Origin of the sequence: Geminicoccus sp. (assembly GCF_035556675.1) — a bacterium.
Classification (GTDB): Bacteria; Pseudomonadota; Alphaproteobacteria; order Geminicoccales; family Geminicoccaceae; genus Geminicoccus.
On the sequence record NZ_DATMFZ010000320.1, the window covers coordinates 1 to 14,526 of the forward strand.

11 protein-coding genes are annotated in these 14,526 nt (G+C 70.2%); 2 read left to right on the plus strand and 9 right to left on the minus strand.

Annotated elements, in window-relative coordinates:
• The 9 genes from VNS22_RS22590 to VNS22_RS22630 form a co-directional block, all read right to left on the minus strand.
• A partial coding sequence (locus VNS22_RS22590) for a glycoside hydrolase family 15 protein (RefSeq protein ID WP_325736510.1) occupies positions 1 to 1,355 on the minus strand: 1,355 nt, incomplete at its 3' end.
• A gap of 112 nt (positions 1,356 to 1,467) precedes the next feature.
• The gene (locus tag VNS22_RS22595) at positions 1,468 to 4,050 is read right to left on the minus strand and encodes a response regulator (RefSeq protein ID WP_325736512.1); all 2,583 of its coding nucleotides are present in this window, start codon (positions 4,048 to 4,050) and stop codon (positions 1,468 to 1,470) included.
• Entirely contained in the window at positions 4,047 to 5,114 is a 1,068-nt protein-coding gene (cheB, locus tag VNS22_RS22600) for a chemotaxis-specific protein-glutamate methyltransferase CheB (RefSeq protein ID WP_325736514.1), read from the minus strand. The genes VNS22_RS22595 and cheB overlap by 4 nt, the downstream gene beginning before the upstream one ends.
• 7 nt (positions 5,115 to 5,121) lie before the next feature.
• The gene (locus tag VNS22_RS22605) at positions 5,122 to 7,380 is read right to left on the minus strand and encodes a hybrid sensor histidine kinase/response regulator (RefSeq protein ID WP_325736516.1); all 2,259 of its coding nucleotides are present in this window, start codon (positions 7,378 to 7,380) and stop codon (positions 5,122 to 5,124) included.
• Positions 7,380 to 9,056 carry a methyl-accepting chemotaxis protein gene (locus VNS22_RS22610; protein ID WP_325736518.1) on the minus strand — a complete coding sequence of 559 codons (1,677 nt, stop codon included), beginning with the start codon at positions 9,054 to 9,056 and terminating at the stop codon, positions 7,380 to 7,382. The genes VNS22_RS22605 and VNS22_RS22610 overlap by 1 nt, the downstream gene beginning before the upstream one ends.
• Positions 9,046 to 9,606: a chemotaxis protein CheW gene (locus VNS22_RS22615; RefSeq protein ID WP_325736520.1), complete on the minus strand. Its 561-nt coding sequence runs from the start codon at positions 9,604 to 9,606 to the stop codon at positions 9,046 to 9,048. Before VNS22_RS22615 ends, VNS22_RS22610 begins: the two co-directional genes overlap by 11 nt.
• Before the next feature lie 20 nt (positions 9,607 to 9,626).
• The gene (locus VNS22_RS22620) at positions 9,627 to 10,913 is read right to left on the minus strand and encodes a protein-glutamate O-methyltransferase CheR (protein WP_325736522.1); all 1,287 of its coding nucleotides are present in this window, start codon (positions 10,911 to 10,913) and stop codon (positions 9,627 to 9,629) included.
• On the minus strand, positions 10,910 to 11,383 hold the full coding sequence (locus VNS22_RS22625) for a chemotaxis protein CheW (RefSeq protein WP_325736524.1): 474 nt from the start codon (positions 11,381 to 11,383) through the stop codon (positions 10,910 to 10,912). The genes VNS22_RS22620 and VNS22_RS22625 overlap by 4 nt, the downstream gene beginning before the upstream one ends.
• Before the next feature lie 236 nt (positions 11,384 to 11,619).
• Positions 11,620 to 12,360: an FCD domain-containing protein gene (locus tag VNS22_RS22630; protein ID WP_325736526.1), complete on the minus strand. Its 741-nt coding sequence runs from the start codon at positions 12,358 to 12,360 to the stop codon at positions 11,620 to 11,622.
• A gap of 238 nt (positions 12,361 to 12,598) precedes the next feature.
• On the opposite strand from VNS22_RS22630, the gene VNS22_RS22635 reads away from it, so the two are divergent.
• Together VNS22_RS22635 and VNS22_RS22640 are read left to right on the plus strand one after the other, a co-directional pair.
• The gene (locus VNS22_RS22635) at positions 12,599 to 13,576 is read left to right on the plus strand and encodes an ABC transporter substrate-binding protein (RefSeq protein WP_325736528.1); all 978 of its coding nucleotides are present in this window, start codon (positions 12,599 to 12,601) and stop codon (positions 13,574 to 13,576) included.
• Between the two features lie 68 nt (positions 13,577 to 13,644).
• Positions 13,645 to 14,526, plus strand: an 882-nt coding sequence (locus tag VNS22_RS22640; protein ID WP_325736530.1) for a sugar ABC transporter ATP-binding protein, incomplete at its 3' end; no start/stop codon positions are given.

A 14,526-nucleotide genomic window follows, 5' to 3' on the forward strand; every position in this document is an offset into this window, starting at 1 on the left:
TGCACGAAGCTGTTCTGCCGGGCGTCGTAGCCGCGGGTGCAGATGTCGTGGTGGATCTCCGCGCGGATCCGGCGCCACTCGTCGACCGGCCCTTCCAGGCCGAACTCCTCCACGCTCAGCACCATCGCGTGGAAGGCCAGCCAGCACATGAGCTTGGAGTGGACGAAGTGGCGCTCTTCGCCGCGCATCTCCCATAGGCCGGAATCCTTTTCTCGCCAAAGCCCGGCGAGCTTGGCGACGATGCTGCATTCCATCGGCCAGACCTCGTCGGTCTCGTTCAGGCCGGCACGCCTCGCCACGTAGAAGGCGGCGATCACCGAGCCGTAGACGTCGAGCTGGCGCTGCAGATAGGCGTCATTGCCGATCCGCACCGGCCGGCTGCCCTCGAAGCCCGGCAACCAGTCGAGTTCGGTCTCGGTCAGGCGGCGCTCGCCATGTAGGCCGTACATGATCTGCAGCTCGTCGGGCGAACCCGCCACGGCACGCATCAGCCAATGCCGCCAGTCCGCCGCCTCCTCGCGGTAGCCCGACGCGATCAGCGCATAGATCGTGAGCACCGCATCGCGGATCCAGCAGTAGCGGTAATCCCAGTTGCGCACTCCGCCCGGCCATTCCGGCAAGGAGGTGGTGGGTGCCGCCACGATCCCGCCGCTCGGGCTGTAGGTCAGGGCCTTCAGCGTCAGAAGGGAACGCTCGACCGCCTCCCGATAATCGCCCCGATAGGTGGACTTCGCCGTCCAGTCGCGCGTCACCCGGGCAGCGTATCCCGCCAGTGCCGTCGCGTTGCGGACCGGTGCCGGGATCGGCAGATGCGAGGGAAACCACTCCAGGACGAATGCCACCTCCTCGCCGGGACCCACCTCGAACTCGGCGATGCTGGCGAAGTCGACATTCTCGAACGGCACGTCCGTGGTCAGCCGGACGGCATCGGGCCCGGCCACCGCCACCGCGCCATGCTCGACCTGCCGCAGCCACGGCACATAGGCGCCATAGCCAAACCGGAAGCGGATCTCGGTGCGCAGGCGCAGCCGGCCGCGGCGGCCCTGCACCAGGCGGATCAGACGGTGGCGGCCATCACGGTCGGGCAAGGTGAGCAGGTCGGCCACCACCGCCTCGCCCGCTGCGCTCGCATGGGTCGTTTCCAGGATGAAGGTGCCTTCCCGGTAGCGCCGGCTTACCTGAGCACCGGGATCGGTGGCGGCCATGGTCCAGGATCCGTGCCGCTCATCGCCGAGCAGGCTGGCGAACATCGCCTCGGAATCGAAGCGGGGCAGGGCCAGCCAGGCAATCGTTCCGTCGCGATGAACGAGCCCCGCACCCGTGGTGGAGCCGATCAGCGCATAGTCCTCGATCATGCTGCCGCGCAGCTCCCGGCGGTGACCATCCAGGCGAGGAGTGCCTCGCCACCTGGCTGATGTCGAGCAGCGTGACCAGCCGACCCCGGCTCCCGGACCGGTCCTGGCGAGATCAGGCGGAGGGAGCCGGACTGTCGTCCAGCGCCCGCAGTACGACACTGAGCGCCGCGCGTGTATCGCCGATCGCCCGGCCCAGCCGGTCCAGGAACTCCGTCAGTACGGTATGGCCACGCTCCGCCCGCGCCGCCGCCTCGATCCGGCCGGCCAGCGCGCTGATCCGGGGCAGGCCCACCGTCCCGGCACTGCCCTTGAGCTTGTGCGCCTCGGCGATCAGCACCACCGCCTCATGATCGCCGGCCAGCATCCGCTGCCGGCACTCCTCGGCGGCCTCGATGCCCCGGATGAGCATCCGCCGGAGCAAGGCGGGCGGCATCTTCGCCGCCATGCCCTCGATGCGCCGCTCGTCCAGGAGCGGCTGTTCCACCGGATCGAAACCCTGCGGATCCTCGACGTCGGGATCGGGTCCCGAGGACACGTCGCCCGGCAGCGGCGTGCCCCGGGCGATCGCGGCCAACGCGCCAAACAGTTCGCTCCAGACGATCGGCTTGATCAGGCAGCGGTTCATGCCGGCGGCGAGATAGCGCTCGCGCTCGCTCGCCATGACATTGGCGGTGAGCGCCAGGATCGGCACGCCGGCCTGTGGCGACGGCAGGCGGCGGATTCGGGCGGCCGCCTCGGCACCGTCCATCACCGGCATCTGCACGTCCATCAGGATCACGTCATAAGAGGACCGCGCCGCCTGCTCGACCGCTTCCTGGCCGTTCGCGGCCAGGTCGATCTGGTGGCCCTGGCGCGCCAGCATCGTGCTGATCAGTTCGCGATTAACCGCCACGTCGTCGGCGACCAGGATCCGCATGGGCGGCACCGCCTCGTCCGCCGCCGCTTCCTGCAAGGCGACGTTCGCCACCTGCCCGCGTCGCATGGGCAGCTCGAACCAGAACAGGCTGCCGCTGCCCTCATCGCTCTCGAAGCCGATCGTGCCGCCCATGGCATCGACCAGCCGCTTGGAGATGGCGAGGCCCAGGCCGCTGCCGCCATAGTGCCGGCTGGTCGAGGCATCGCCCTGGACGAAGGCGGAGAACAGTGCCGCCCGGCACCCGGTGGCGATGCCGATCCCGGTGTCCCGCACCCAGATGCGGAGCACCACGGTCTGCTCGTCGGCATGCCGCAGCTCCGTGCCGATCACCACCTCGCCGCGGGCGGTGAACTTCAAGGCGTTGCCCACGAGATTGACCAGCACCTGGCGCAGCCGGGTCGGGTCGCCATGCACCACCAGGCCAGCCAGGGCGTCTACCTCCTGGCGCAGCGCCAGCCCCCGCTCGGTCGCCTGCGGCTGCATCAGGGAATAGACGTGATCCACTGCCGCTGCCGGCGCGAAGTCGATCGTCTCCAGCTGCAGCCGGCCGGCCTCGATCCGCGAGAAGTCCAGGATGTCGTTGATGATGCTGAGCAGGTGCGCGCCGGACCGGCGGATCGTGTTCACGTAATGGAGCTGGTTGGGCGAGAGGTCTTCCGCCGCCAGGAGGTCGGCCATGCCCAGCACGCCGGTCATGGGCGTGCGGATCTCGTGGCTCATGGTGGCCAGGAACTCGGTCTTGGCCCTGGCCGCACGCTCGGCGGTTTCCTTGGCACGCGTGAGCTCCGCCTGCACGTCGCGCAGGCGGAGATTGGCCGCGGCCAGCTCGGCATTGGACTGTTCCAGTGCCGCGATCAGCTTGGCCTTGGCCTCGGCGGTGCGCGCCAGCTCGCGTGCCTGCTCCAGCTCGCGCTGCCGCTCGGCCTCCTCGTGGGCACGGCGGATCGCCTCTTCCTGCATGGCGCGCCGGCGCAGATGCGCACCCAGCCGGGCGCTCAGGATCTGCAAGCCGCTGTCGGCATCCACGAAGTCGTCCACCCCGGTCTGCAGCACCGCGAGCGGCGGGTGCGCACCCGGGGCAGGCTCCAGCGCCACGATCTGGAAGGCCTGACCCAGGCTGCGCCTGGCCTCGTCCAGTTGCCGGCAGGATTGGAGGGCGCTTTCGGCCGAATCGGGCAGGAGCAAGATCACGCAATCGTACGGGCCCGTCCCCAGCCGCGTCACCGCCACCTCGCCGCCGGGCACGACGGTCACGTCGTGGTTCTCCTGCTGGAGATGGACCGCCAGCCGGTCCACGATCGCCGCACGACCGCGGTCGACCTCGGTCACGTCCACCACTACCAGGGTCCGACTGCGCCGGAACTCGGGCATGGCGGCAACCGACTCCGGCAACGCACCGGCCGAGCTGCGCAGGAGGTTGCGGATGCGCAGCAGGAGGACGTCGCCGGCAGCCGACTTCGGCACATAGTCGTCGGCACCGCTCTCGAACGCCCGTCGTTGCGATTCCGGGCTGTCCGAATCGGTCAGCATCAGGGTCGGCAGGCTGCGCGTGCGCATATTCATGCGCACGCGGCGGGTGAACTCGTCGCCGCTGATCCCGGGCAGGTGCAGGTCGACCACGGCCAGCGCCGGGACCTCGCCGTTCAGCCTGGCGAGCGCGTCCTCGGCGCTGGCCGAGGTCATGGTGGCCCAACCCTGCTGCTCCAGAGTGAGCTGAAGGCGCAGGGCCTGCGTCGGCGAATCCTCGACGATGAGGATCTTGGGAGCAGGCTCCGTCATGTCGGGCGACCGTCCTTGGCAGTATGGAGAAGGTGCGGGCCGATCGCGTCAAGCGGGAGCTGGAGCCGGGCCGCACCGGTCCGAGCGGCAACCGCCGGCATCCCGTATACCACGGCGGATGCCTCGTCCTGGGCGATGGTGTGCGCGCCGCGTTGGCGCATGGCCAGGAGGCCGGCGGCACCGTCGTCGCCCATCCCGGTCAGGACCACCCCGATCGCCCGCTCGGCAAAGCTGGCCGCGATCGACTGGAGCAGCATCGTGCCCGACGGACGCTGGCCACCGACGGGTGGCTCGCTGCTGAGCATGAGCAGGCCCTGGCCGGCGATCAGGTGGCGTCCGCCCGGCGCCACGTAGACATGTCCAGGTGCCAGGGCCTCGCCATGGCGAGCCAGGCGGACCGCCATCGGCACTTGGCTGTCCAGCCAGGCCGCGAAACCTTCGTTGAACTCCGCACCGATATGCTGGACCACCACCACCGGCAGCGGGAACTCCCTCGACAGGGCGCCCAGCACCTTGGCGAGTGCTGCGGGGCCGCCAGTGGAAGCGACCATGCCCAGGATCTCGTAGCGCGCGCTGCTGCGGCACCGGATCATTTCCCCATTGGCCTGGACCATTGGCCGGGCCAGGGGATGGCGCTGCGGCACCACCCGGACCTCGCTCATGATCGCGAGCTGCTGGCACAGGCGCCGGGCCAGGCGGGGAAACGCGTCGCGACGGCGGCCGAGCGGCTTCTCGGTGACCGACAGCGCGCCCGCCTTCAGCGCGTCCAGGGACACCGTCACCATCGGGTCGCTGATGCTGGCCGAGGTGATGACGATCGGGGTCGGCTTGGTCTGCATGATCCGGCGGGTGGTCTCTACCCCGTTCATCCCGGGCAGCTGCACGTCCATCAGCACGATGTCGGGTTCGAGCCGCGGCACCAGGGCCAGCGCCTCCTCGCCTGAGCCGGCCACCGCCACCACCTCGAACCGGCCGTCCTCCGCCAGCACCTGCTCGAGCTGGATCGCCGCCACCTTGGAATCCTCGACGATCAGCACGCGGATCCTGCCCCGCTCCCTGGTCATAGCGGCCTCATGGGAGATCGACGAACTGGCAGATCGTTTCGAGCAGAGTGCGCTGCTCGAAGCCCTGCTTGGTGACATAGGCGTCGGCGCCCAGCTCCAGGCCGCGTTGAACCTGATCCCGGGCGCCGTGCGAGGTCAGCATGATCACCGGGATTGCGGAGAGACCGGCATCCGCCTTGAGCGCCTGCAACAGTTCGAACCCGTCCATCCGCGGCATCTCCACGTCGCTGATCACGAGGTCCACCGGCTCCCGGCGCAGGCTGTCCAGGGCGTCCTGCCCGTCCACCGCCAGACGCACCCGGAAGCCCTCCGCCTCCAGGATGCTCTTTTCCAGCGTACGCGTCGTGATGGAATCGTCGACCACCAGGATGGAAGGGGGCGCCCTGCGCGTCTCGCTGGCGAAGCGGACCGGGCCCTGGTTCGACTGGCCGTCGATCAGCAGGGCCGGGCTCAGCACCAGGATCGGCCGGCCGTCCCGCAAGAAGGTCCCGGCCACCACCGGGTCGGTCCCGGCCGGCGGCTCCTGAACCGCTGCCTGCCGCATGTCCAGGAGCCTGTCGACCAGCATGGCGACCCGCCGCCGCCCGACCCGAAGGATCACCACGGCACAGAACCCGCCCTCGTCGGTGAGCGAATCTCCGCCCATACCGAGCAGCTCAGCCAGGATCGAGAGGGCGATCGCCGAGCTGCCCTGGCGCAGCACCGGCCGCCCCTCCACCTTGCCGAGCTCGCTGGCCCGGATCCGCAGCACCCGGTCCACCGCATGGGAGGGCAGCGCGAAGGTCTGGTCGCGGCAGGCGACCAGCAGGAGGTCGGTGCGCACCACCGACATCGGCAGGGTCATCTCCAGACGCGTGCCGCAGGGATGGTTCGGCCCGATCTCGAGGTCGCCCTGCAGCCGGGCCAGCACCTCCTGCAGCACGCCCAGTCCCATGCCCCGGCCGGACAACCGGTCGACCGTGCGGGCGGTGGAGAAGCCGTCGCGCAGGAGGAAGCGGGCGAGATCGGCCTCCTCTGCCGCGTCGGCTTCGGCTGGGTCGAGCAGGCCCGCGGCCACCGCTGTGGCGCGGATCCGCCCGAAGTCGAGCCCCCGCCCGTCATCGGTCACCTCGAGCCGCAGGCGCGTGCCCTGCAGGCCGAGCGTCAGCGCCAGCCGGTTGACGGGCGGCTTGCCCGCCCGCTCCCGCTCCTCCGGCAGCTCCGCACCATGCCCCACCGCGTTGCGCAGGACGTGCATCACTGGGTCCTTCAGCGCCTGGAGGATCATCCGGTCCGCCTCCAGCTCCAGCCCGGTCATCCGGAACTCGACCTGCTTGCCGGCCTCCCGTGCCAGGTCGCGCACCATCCGGCCAAAGCCCGAGAACACCTCCTCCGCCGGAATGAGCCTTGCCTGGGAAACGTCGTCCTGCAGCTGGTCGATCAGGCGCCGGGTCTTCCACGCATTCGTGGCCTGCAGGCCGGCCAGCTCGCCGATCCGCCTCCCCAGCCCGGCGATCGCCTTGTCGATCGCCTCCAGCTGGCCGGCAGCCCCCTGTCCTGCCGACTCGTGGCGGCGCAGCTCCGCCCGGCTGCGCTCCCAGGTCCGGCGCAACGCCGCCGCCTCGTCGTGGAGGACACGCAGCCGCCGGCCGACCTCGACCTGCTCGCTGGCCTGCGCCAGCAGGAGGCCGCCCGTGGTCATCAGCCCGTCCAGGTGGCAGGCGCGGATCCGTACGGTTTCGTGCCCGGCCGGCGCCAGGGGACGGGCGACCGGGCTTGGTGCCGGCTCTGCCGCCGGCTGCGGCGGGACAGGCATGGATGGGATCTCGGCCGCCGGATCGGGCGGCGGCTCCAGGGCAGGTGGTGGCTCCGGGGCGGACGGCTCCGGAACGGGCGACGGCTCCGCAGTGGCTGGTGCCTCGGCCACTACCTCGGCCAGCAGCGCATCGAGTGCCTGGACCGCCGCCAGACTCGCCACCGACGCCTCCGGGTCGTCCGCGACGTCCTCGACCGCGTCCAGCGCGTCCAGGACCGCCCGCACGACCGGCGGATCCAGTTCCAGCCCGCCCTGCCGGACCCGCTCCAGCAGCGATTCCAGCCGGTGCGCCAGTTGCTCGATGGCCTGATGGTCGACCGCGCGCGCCGCACCCTTCAGGCTGTGGGCGCGGCGGAAGATCTCGGCCAGCTCCGCCTGACCGGCACCCACGGCCGTCAGGCGGCGCATCGCAGCCAGATGCTCGCGGTATTCCGTCGCGAAGGCTTCCTGGAGCAGCTGACGGATGTCCATCAGAGGTGATAGCGCCCGATCGACTGGATCAGTTCCCCGGACAGGGTGCTGAGATTGGCCGCGGCCCGGTCGAGCTGGCGGGTGCCGTCGGCCGTCTGGGTGCTGGCTTGGCGGATGTTGCGCAGGGCGATCATCACCTGCTCCAGGCCGATATGCTGCTGGTTGATGGCGGCGACGATCTGCTGGAACGTGTCGCTGCTCTCCTGGATCGTGTCGGTCAGATGGTTGATCGCGCTCTGGGCCTGGTCGGTCTGCGCCGTCCCTGAGCTGATCCGCTTGACCGCCTCCTCGGTGAGCATCACCGAGGTGTTGATCCCGCGCTGGATGTCGCCCAGCACGGCGCGGACCTGGACGGTGGCTTCCTTGGACTGATCGGCCAGGTTCTTGATCTCGGCGGCCACCACCGCGAAGCTCCGGCCGTGCTCGCCGGCCGCCGCCGCCTCGATCGCCGCGTTCAGCGCCAGGATGTGCGAGCGCTCCGCGATGTCGTTGACCGTCGCGATGATGTCGCCGACCGCGTGGGTCCGCTCGCTCAGCATCACGATGTTCTCGGCGACCGATTCGACCTGCTCACGGATCTTGTCCATCACCCGGGCAGTATCACTCACCGCCTGCAGCCCGTTGCTGCTCGCCTGGATGGTCTCCTCCGCACCCAGCGACAGTTCCTGGGCACGCTTGGACACCTGCGCGCCGGACTGGGTGATTTCGTCCAGCGTGGCCGAGGTCTCCTGCACGGAGGCCAGCTGCTCCTCCACGCTCGCCGCCTGCTGCTGGGTCGAGGTCCGGATCTCCTGGGTCGCGGTGTTCAGGCTTTCCGACACCGCCCGGCTCTGGATCGCCAGCTCCCGCAGGCCGGCCACCATGCCGTTGAGGTGCTGGGCCAGCTGGGAGATCTCGTCACGGCTGCCGATGCTCACCGACGCGGTGAGGTCGCCGGCACCGATCTGCTCGGCGAAGCGGGCGAAGCGGGCGAGCGGGCGGGTGATCGAGCGCTGCAGGATCCAGGCCGCGACGATGCTGGCCAGCACGATCCCGGCGAACGCGGCCGCGAGCGTGATCGCGGCGGTGCGGTGCATCTGCTCGATCCAGTCCTGCGCCTCGTTCACCAGTCGCAGGACGCTCGTGCGGATGCTGTCGAGACGCTCCCCGATCTGGCCGGCCAGCTGGGCCGCCTGCTGCTGCGCGTCCTCCGCCATGCCGAAGTCGCTCTTGGACAGTGCGTCGAACTGCCGGAGCACGATCGGCTCGAGCTGCCGGATCAGGTCCTCCGCCGCCGCGAGCGTGTAGATGAGCTGGCGGATCTGCTGGTCGACGCCGGCGGATTCGATGTCGTCGAGCCGGCCCTGCAGGCTGGCGCGCAGCGCGCCCACCGCCTGCCGGAGCTTGGTGAACTCGTTCTGCCATTCGGCCAGCGCGGCCTGCCGGTTCGCGCTGCCATTGCCCAGTGCGGCCAGCAGGGTGACGTCGCGCAACCGGTCCCGGGCAGCGCGCGCCTGCTGCTGCACCAGTGCGATCTCGTGGACGTCGTTCAGGAACGACAGGTCCTGAACGACGATCTGCTCGCTCAGGTCGCGGACCGAGCGCAGCACCTGCAGCTGGTAGAGGCCCAGCGCCAGCATAAGCAGGACGATGATGCCGAAGGTGACGAGGATCTTCTGCCGGACACTAAGCCACATGATTTGCCGTTCCGTCGACGCGACCGAGGATGGTCTCGGGATCCAGGAGGTCGATGCCGCTCCGGGTGATCCGCCCGAGCGTGCTGGGCAGACCATCGTCGGCCGGAAGCAGGCCCGCGGCCGGGACCTCGACGATGCCGACGGCACGGTCGACCCGCAGGCCGACCCTCCCGCCGCCCTGGCGGAGCACGACCAGATGGCCGCCGGCACGCCGGGCTGACCCCGTCCGCCTGCCGAACAGCTCCGCCAGGTCATAGACGCGGCAGAGCACGCCCCTCGTCTCGACCAGCCCGAGCAATGCCGGCCCGGCCCGCGGCAGCCTCGCCGGCAGCGGCATCGCCGCCACTTCGGCTACGGCATCGACCCGGAGCGCGCAGCTCTCCCCGTCGGCCTCCAGCAGCAGCAGCGCGGTCGTGACTACCCCCGCGGCCTTGCTGCGCGTCGCCAGCTGCCGGGTACGCTCCAGCAGGATTCGCCGGCTGCGCTCTTCCGCCCCGTCGGAAGAGGCAGCGGCCGCCATGGGCTCGGGCTCGGGATGCCGCTCGGCCATGGTGCGGTCAGTTTCCATGCTCAGACGCGCAACTGGCGCAGCTGGCCAACCAGCAGGCTGCGCAGCTCAGCGGCGTTCAGATCACCGGCAGGCACGGGCTGGTCCTCGCGGAACTCGGCCAAGCAACGCAGGGCGTTGGTGAAGGCCTTGAGCGCGCCCGCCAGATCGCCGCGCCGGCGCAGAAGTTCGCCCAGCTGGAGATGGGCCATCGCGAACCCGCGGTCGAGATAGATCGCGCGCCGCAGCGCCTGCTCGGCGGCCTCGGCCTGCTCCGCCTGCCGCAGCGCCAGGGCGTCCTGGTAGTACGCGACGGGATCGGGTGGCAGCGGCGCCGGGGGCAGGCTCGGGGCAGACGCGGCACCCGCCCGGCATGGCGTCGGCCGTGCCGTGACCGTCGGCCGCTGCTGCGGCCGGGCGGCTGTGCTCACCCGCTGCTTCGTGCCACGGTCCTGCCGGCGCCGGTAGAGGATGGCGCCTGGGGCCAGGACCGGCTCGAAGTCGGCTTGGAACGGGACACCGCCCTCGGCATGGCCGATCAGGAGCCAGCCATGCTCCACCAGCCGCCTCGCCAGCTTCGGCGCCAACGCCGTCAGCGTCGGCTGGTCGAAATAGATCATCACGTTGCGGCACAGGATGATGTCGAAATCGGCCAGCCTGTCGCCCGGTGCCGGCTCCGAGGGCAGGTCCATCAGGTTGTGGTGGCGGAATTCGACCATGCCCCGCAGTTCCGGGGGCACCCGCCAGCCGCCCTGTCCCGGCTCCACCACCGCCGCGCGGTCGGCCGGTGCCACGTCGCGCAGTGCCCACTCGCTGAACTCGCCACGCCGCGCTTGGGCCAGGAAGGCCCGGTTGATGTCGGTGCCGAGGATCGTGATCCGCCACTCGGACAGGCGCTCGCCCAGTGCGGCGCGCACCAGTGCCGCCAGCGAATAGGCCTCGGCACCGGTGGCACAGCCGGCCGACCACAGGCGCAGGCTGCGCGTGGCGGCGTTGCGCGCGATCACTTCGGGCAGCAGCCGGTCGCGCAGTGCCTGGAACTGCTGGCTGTAGCGGAAGAAGAAGGTCTCGCCGATCGTCAGTTCCCCGACCAGCGCGTCCCACTCGCCCGTGCGTGCCGGATCCGCCTCCAGCAGCGCCAGATAGGCGGCGCAGCCGGCAGCCCGGCAGGCGGCCAGCCGCCGCTGCAGCCGCTCGGCCAGCGCCTCGTCCTTGTCCTGGAAATAGGCCAGCCCGGTGACCGCGAGGATCCGGCGCTTCAGCAGGGCATAACCGGGATCGCGCAAGAGCGGGTGGCCGGCGCGGCTCATGCGCGAGCGCCTTCGCCGGCCTCTGCCGACCGGCCGGCCACCCATAAGGCCGGCGCCGCACCCTCCCCCAGATGCACCAGTCGCCCCGCATCCAGGAGATGCCAGCCCCGGCCCGCCCACTCGACCTGCCCCGTCACCACGCCTTCCAGACTGCGATGGGCCAGGAATGGCGGGCTCACCGGTGCTGCGGCCACATCCAGCACCTCGTCCACGATCAGCGCGCACGGCTCTTCGGCCCGGCGCAACCGCAGGAGCGGCGAGTAGAGTCCGGGTGGCCGCTCCGGCAGCCCGAGCAGCCGGTCGGTCCGCAGCGCCAGGCAAGCCGATCCCTCCAGGCGGAACACGCCGCCCACCGCCGGAGCCATGCCGGGCAAAGGCTGCAGGATCGGGCAGGGCAGGATCTCGACGACGTCGGCGAGCGGCAGGGCGAGGTCCATGGAGGAGACGCGGAACAACACGACGTGGATCATCTGCGGAGATTCTCGCCGAGGCGTTTCAACCACAGGGTCAACCTGTGAATGCCCGCCATACCCGCCGAACAGCATGGTGCCAAAGCAGCGGGTGCCACGATTCGACACAAATCCCGCTTCTCCGGCTCCGAAGCTAGCGCTTGTGTTTCCTTCGCTAATGACGATTTGTCCATATCGGAAATTCCGATGACAAGCCGAAGTGTCGCCAACGCCTCACCCTGGAGTTGATTACGCCGTCAAAATCCGGCGCGGACGAACTCCCAGGCCGCCGCCAGATGGCCGCGCAGGGTGCGCTCGGCACGATCCGCATCGCGGCGCATGATCGCTTCCAGGATCGCCTCGTGCGCGCGGCAGTTCATCCGGTCGATCTCGACGGCATGGGGCATGCGTGCCCATGATGCCGACAGCCAGCCGACGAAGGCCTGCTGTAGCGCCGGGAAGATCGGGTTGCCGGGGACCCGGTAGAGCACTGCGTGGAAGGCGACGTCGGTGGCATAGAAGCGCGGTCCGTCGCCTACCGCCGCGCGGTTGTCGGCCAGCGCCGCCTCGAGCGCGGCGATGTCGGCGGGACGGGCATGCTGGGCGGCATGCCGGACCAGTGCCGCCTCGACGAAGATCCGGGCTTCGAACAGGTTCCAGGCCCCTGACTCTTCCAGCACCAGGTGGCGGACGAGTTCGCCCAGATTGCCGATTGCCCTGCCGATGTCCGGCTCCTGCACGATCGGCCGGTGGCCGCGGCGGATCTGCAGCACGCCCCGGCCCGCCAGAGCCGCGATCGCCTCCCGCACGGCCACGCGGCTCACGCCGAACCGGCTCACCAAGTCGCGCTCGGCCGGCAACTTCCGCCCGGGCGCAAGCTCGCCGCTGCGCACCATGCCCAGGATCGCCTCGGCCAGCGCATCCGCCAGTCGGCCACCCGGCGCCACGGCCAGGGTCCGCCGCACCGCCGGATCATGGGGCCCCGGTTCCGCCGGCATCACCGATCCCGCTCCTGTCTGCTGCAGCTTCATTTGGTCAGACCAAATCCCATCGCTCTGGTCTCTTGCCTGACACCGGCCGGCTTGGCTAGTCCTGCAGAACTCCCAATATAGTCGGGCATTGACAGGCGAAACCGTCCGCAACTACCGTTCGCCTCGGTCGGACCATATGGCAGAGCCGTCCCCCGCCGGATATCCTGGGAAAGCGGCGGCACGGCAGCCGACCGAGGAGGCTAGAATGTTCCGACGCAGCGTCGTCAAGCTGGCGGCGGCCGCCGCCGTCATCGCTCTTGGGGTGGGCAGTGCGACTGCCCAGGAGCTGCCGAAGCTCGAGCCCAAGGACAGCTACAAGGTCGGCTTCGCCCAGACCGAGAGCAACAACCCCTGGCGGATCGCCCAGACCAAGAGCATGCAGGACGAGGCGCAGAAGCGCGGCTGGCAGCTGGTCTACACCGATGCCGCCGGCTCCGCGGCCAAGCAGGTCGCCGACGTCAACTCCATGATCGCCCAGGGCGTAGACGCGATCTTCCTGGCACCCCGCGAGGAAAAGCCGCTGATCCCGGCGGTGATGGCCGCCAAGCGTGCCGGCATCCCGGTGATCCTGCTGGACCGCTCGGTCGACCCGAGCTTGGCCGAGGCAGGCCGCGACTACGTCACCTTCATCGGCTCCGACTTCATCGAGGAAGGCCGGCGCGCCGGCGAGTGGCTCGCCCAGACCACGGGCGGCAAGGCGAAGATCATCGAGCTGCAGGGCACCACCGGCTCCTCGCCGGCCAATGACCGGGCCCAGGGCTTCGCGGAGGCCATCAAGGACCATCCCGAGATGGAGGTGGTCGCCAGCCAGTCGGGCGACTTCGCTCGCGACAAGGGCCGCCAGGTCGCCGAGACCCTGCTCCAGGCCCACCCCGACGCGACCGCCATCTACGCCCACAACGACGAGATGGCGGTGGGTGCGATCGCCGCGGTCGAGGCCGCCGGCAAGGTGCCGGGCAAGGACATCACGATCGTCTCGGTCGACGGGACCCGCGATGCGCTGCAGGCGATCATCGACGGCAAGATGGGTGCCACCGTCGAGTGCAGCCCGTTCTTCGGGCCGGTCGCCTACGACACGCTGGTCAAGTACGCCAACGGTGAGACGATCGCGCCCAAGATCATCAACGAGGACCGGTTCTTCGACGCGTCCAACGCGCAGGAACTGATCGCCGAGGCCTACTGACGACCCCATCGCCCGGGCATCCCGGCAGGTCTTCTGCCGCGGATGCCCGGGCCCGGCCCAGCAAGAGCATGTTCCAGCGCCAGACCCCTATGCCCACGCCGCCCCTGCTCGTCATGCGCGGCATCGACAAGAGCTTCGGCGGCAGCCCGGCCCTGCGCGGCGCCGAGTTCACGGTCGGCCGGGGCGAGGTCCATGCCCTGATCGGGCAGAACGGGGCCGGGAAGTCGACGCTGATCAAGGTGCTGACCGGCTATCACCGGCGTGATGCCGGCCTGGTCGAGTTCGACGGCCAGCCGTTCGAGGTCCACTCGCCCCATGCCGCCCAGGCCGCCGGGATCAGCACGATCTACCAGGAGATCAACCTGGTGGGCCTGCGCTCGGTCGCGGAGAACATCTGCCTGGGCCGCGAGCCGCGCCGCTTCGGCCTGCTCGACTGGCGGGCGATGCATGCGGAGGCGCGCCGGCTGCTCGGGCGCTTCTCCATCGACGTCGATGTCCGCCGCCCGCTCGGCAGCCTGCCGACCGCGACCCAGCAGATGGTCGCGATCGCCCGGGCGATCGGCTTCAAGGCCAGGCTCGTGATCATGGACGAGCCGACCTCGTCCCTGGACGACCGCGAGGTCGAGGTCCTGTTCGACGTGATCCGCCAGATCCGTGCGGATGGCGTCTCCGTCGTGTTCGTGTCCCACAAGCTGGACGAGCTCTATGCGGTCTGCGACCGCGTCACCATCATGCGCGACGGCACCACCGTGCGCAGCGGGCCGATGAGCGAGATCGGCAAGCTCGAGCTGGTCGCCACCATGCTCGGCCGCGAGCTCAGCACGGTCGCCCGCCAGGGTGCCACGGCGTTCGGCGCCAAGGCGGCGCATGCGGCCGGCGAGGTGCTGGCCATCGACCATCTGGCCGCTGGCCCTCGCGTGCGCGACGTGTCGATCACCGTGGGTGCCGGC

Excerpts from the sequence above, each read along its gene's own strand:
- VNS22_RS22630 (WP_325736526.1), bottom strand. The coding sequence starts at position 12,360 with ATGCCGGCGGAACCGGGGCCCCATGATCCGGCGGTGCGGCGGACCCTG.
- VNS22_RS22635 (WP_325736528.1), top strand. The coding sequence starts at position 12,599 with ATGTTCCGACGCAGCGTCGTCAAGCTGGCGGCGGCCGCCGCCGTCATC.
- VNS22_RS22610 (WP_325736518.1), bottom strand. The coding sequence starts at position 9,056 with ATGTGGCTTAGTGTCCGGCAGAAGATCCTCGTCACCTTCGGCATCATC.
- VNS22_RS22605 (WP_325736516.1), bottom strand. The coding sequence starts at position 7,380 with ATGGACATCCGTCAGCTGCTCCAGGAAGCCTTCGCGACGGAATACCGC.
- cheB (WP_325736514.1), bottom strand. The coding sequence starts at position 5,114 with ATGACCAGGGAGCGGGGCAGGATCCGCGTGCTGATCGTCGAGGATTCC.
- VNS22_RS22595 (WP_325736512.1), bottom strand. The coding sequence starts at position 4,050 with ATGACGGAGCCTGCTCCCAAGATCCTCATCGTCGAGGATTCGCCGACG.
- VNS22_RS22625 (WP_325736524.1), bottom strand. The coding sequence starts at position 11,383 with ATGATCCACGTCGTGTTGTTCCGCGTCTCCTCCATGGACCTCGCCCTG.
- VNS22_RS22620 (WP_325736522.1), bottom strand. The coding sequence starts at position 10,913 with ATGAGCCGCGCCGGCCACCCGCTCTTGCGCGATCCCGGTTATGCCCTG.
- VNS22_RS22615 (WP_325736520.1), bottom strand. The coding sequence starts at position 9,606 with ATGGCCGAGCGGCATCCCGAGCCCGAGCCCATGGCGGCCGCTGCCTCT.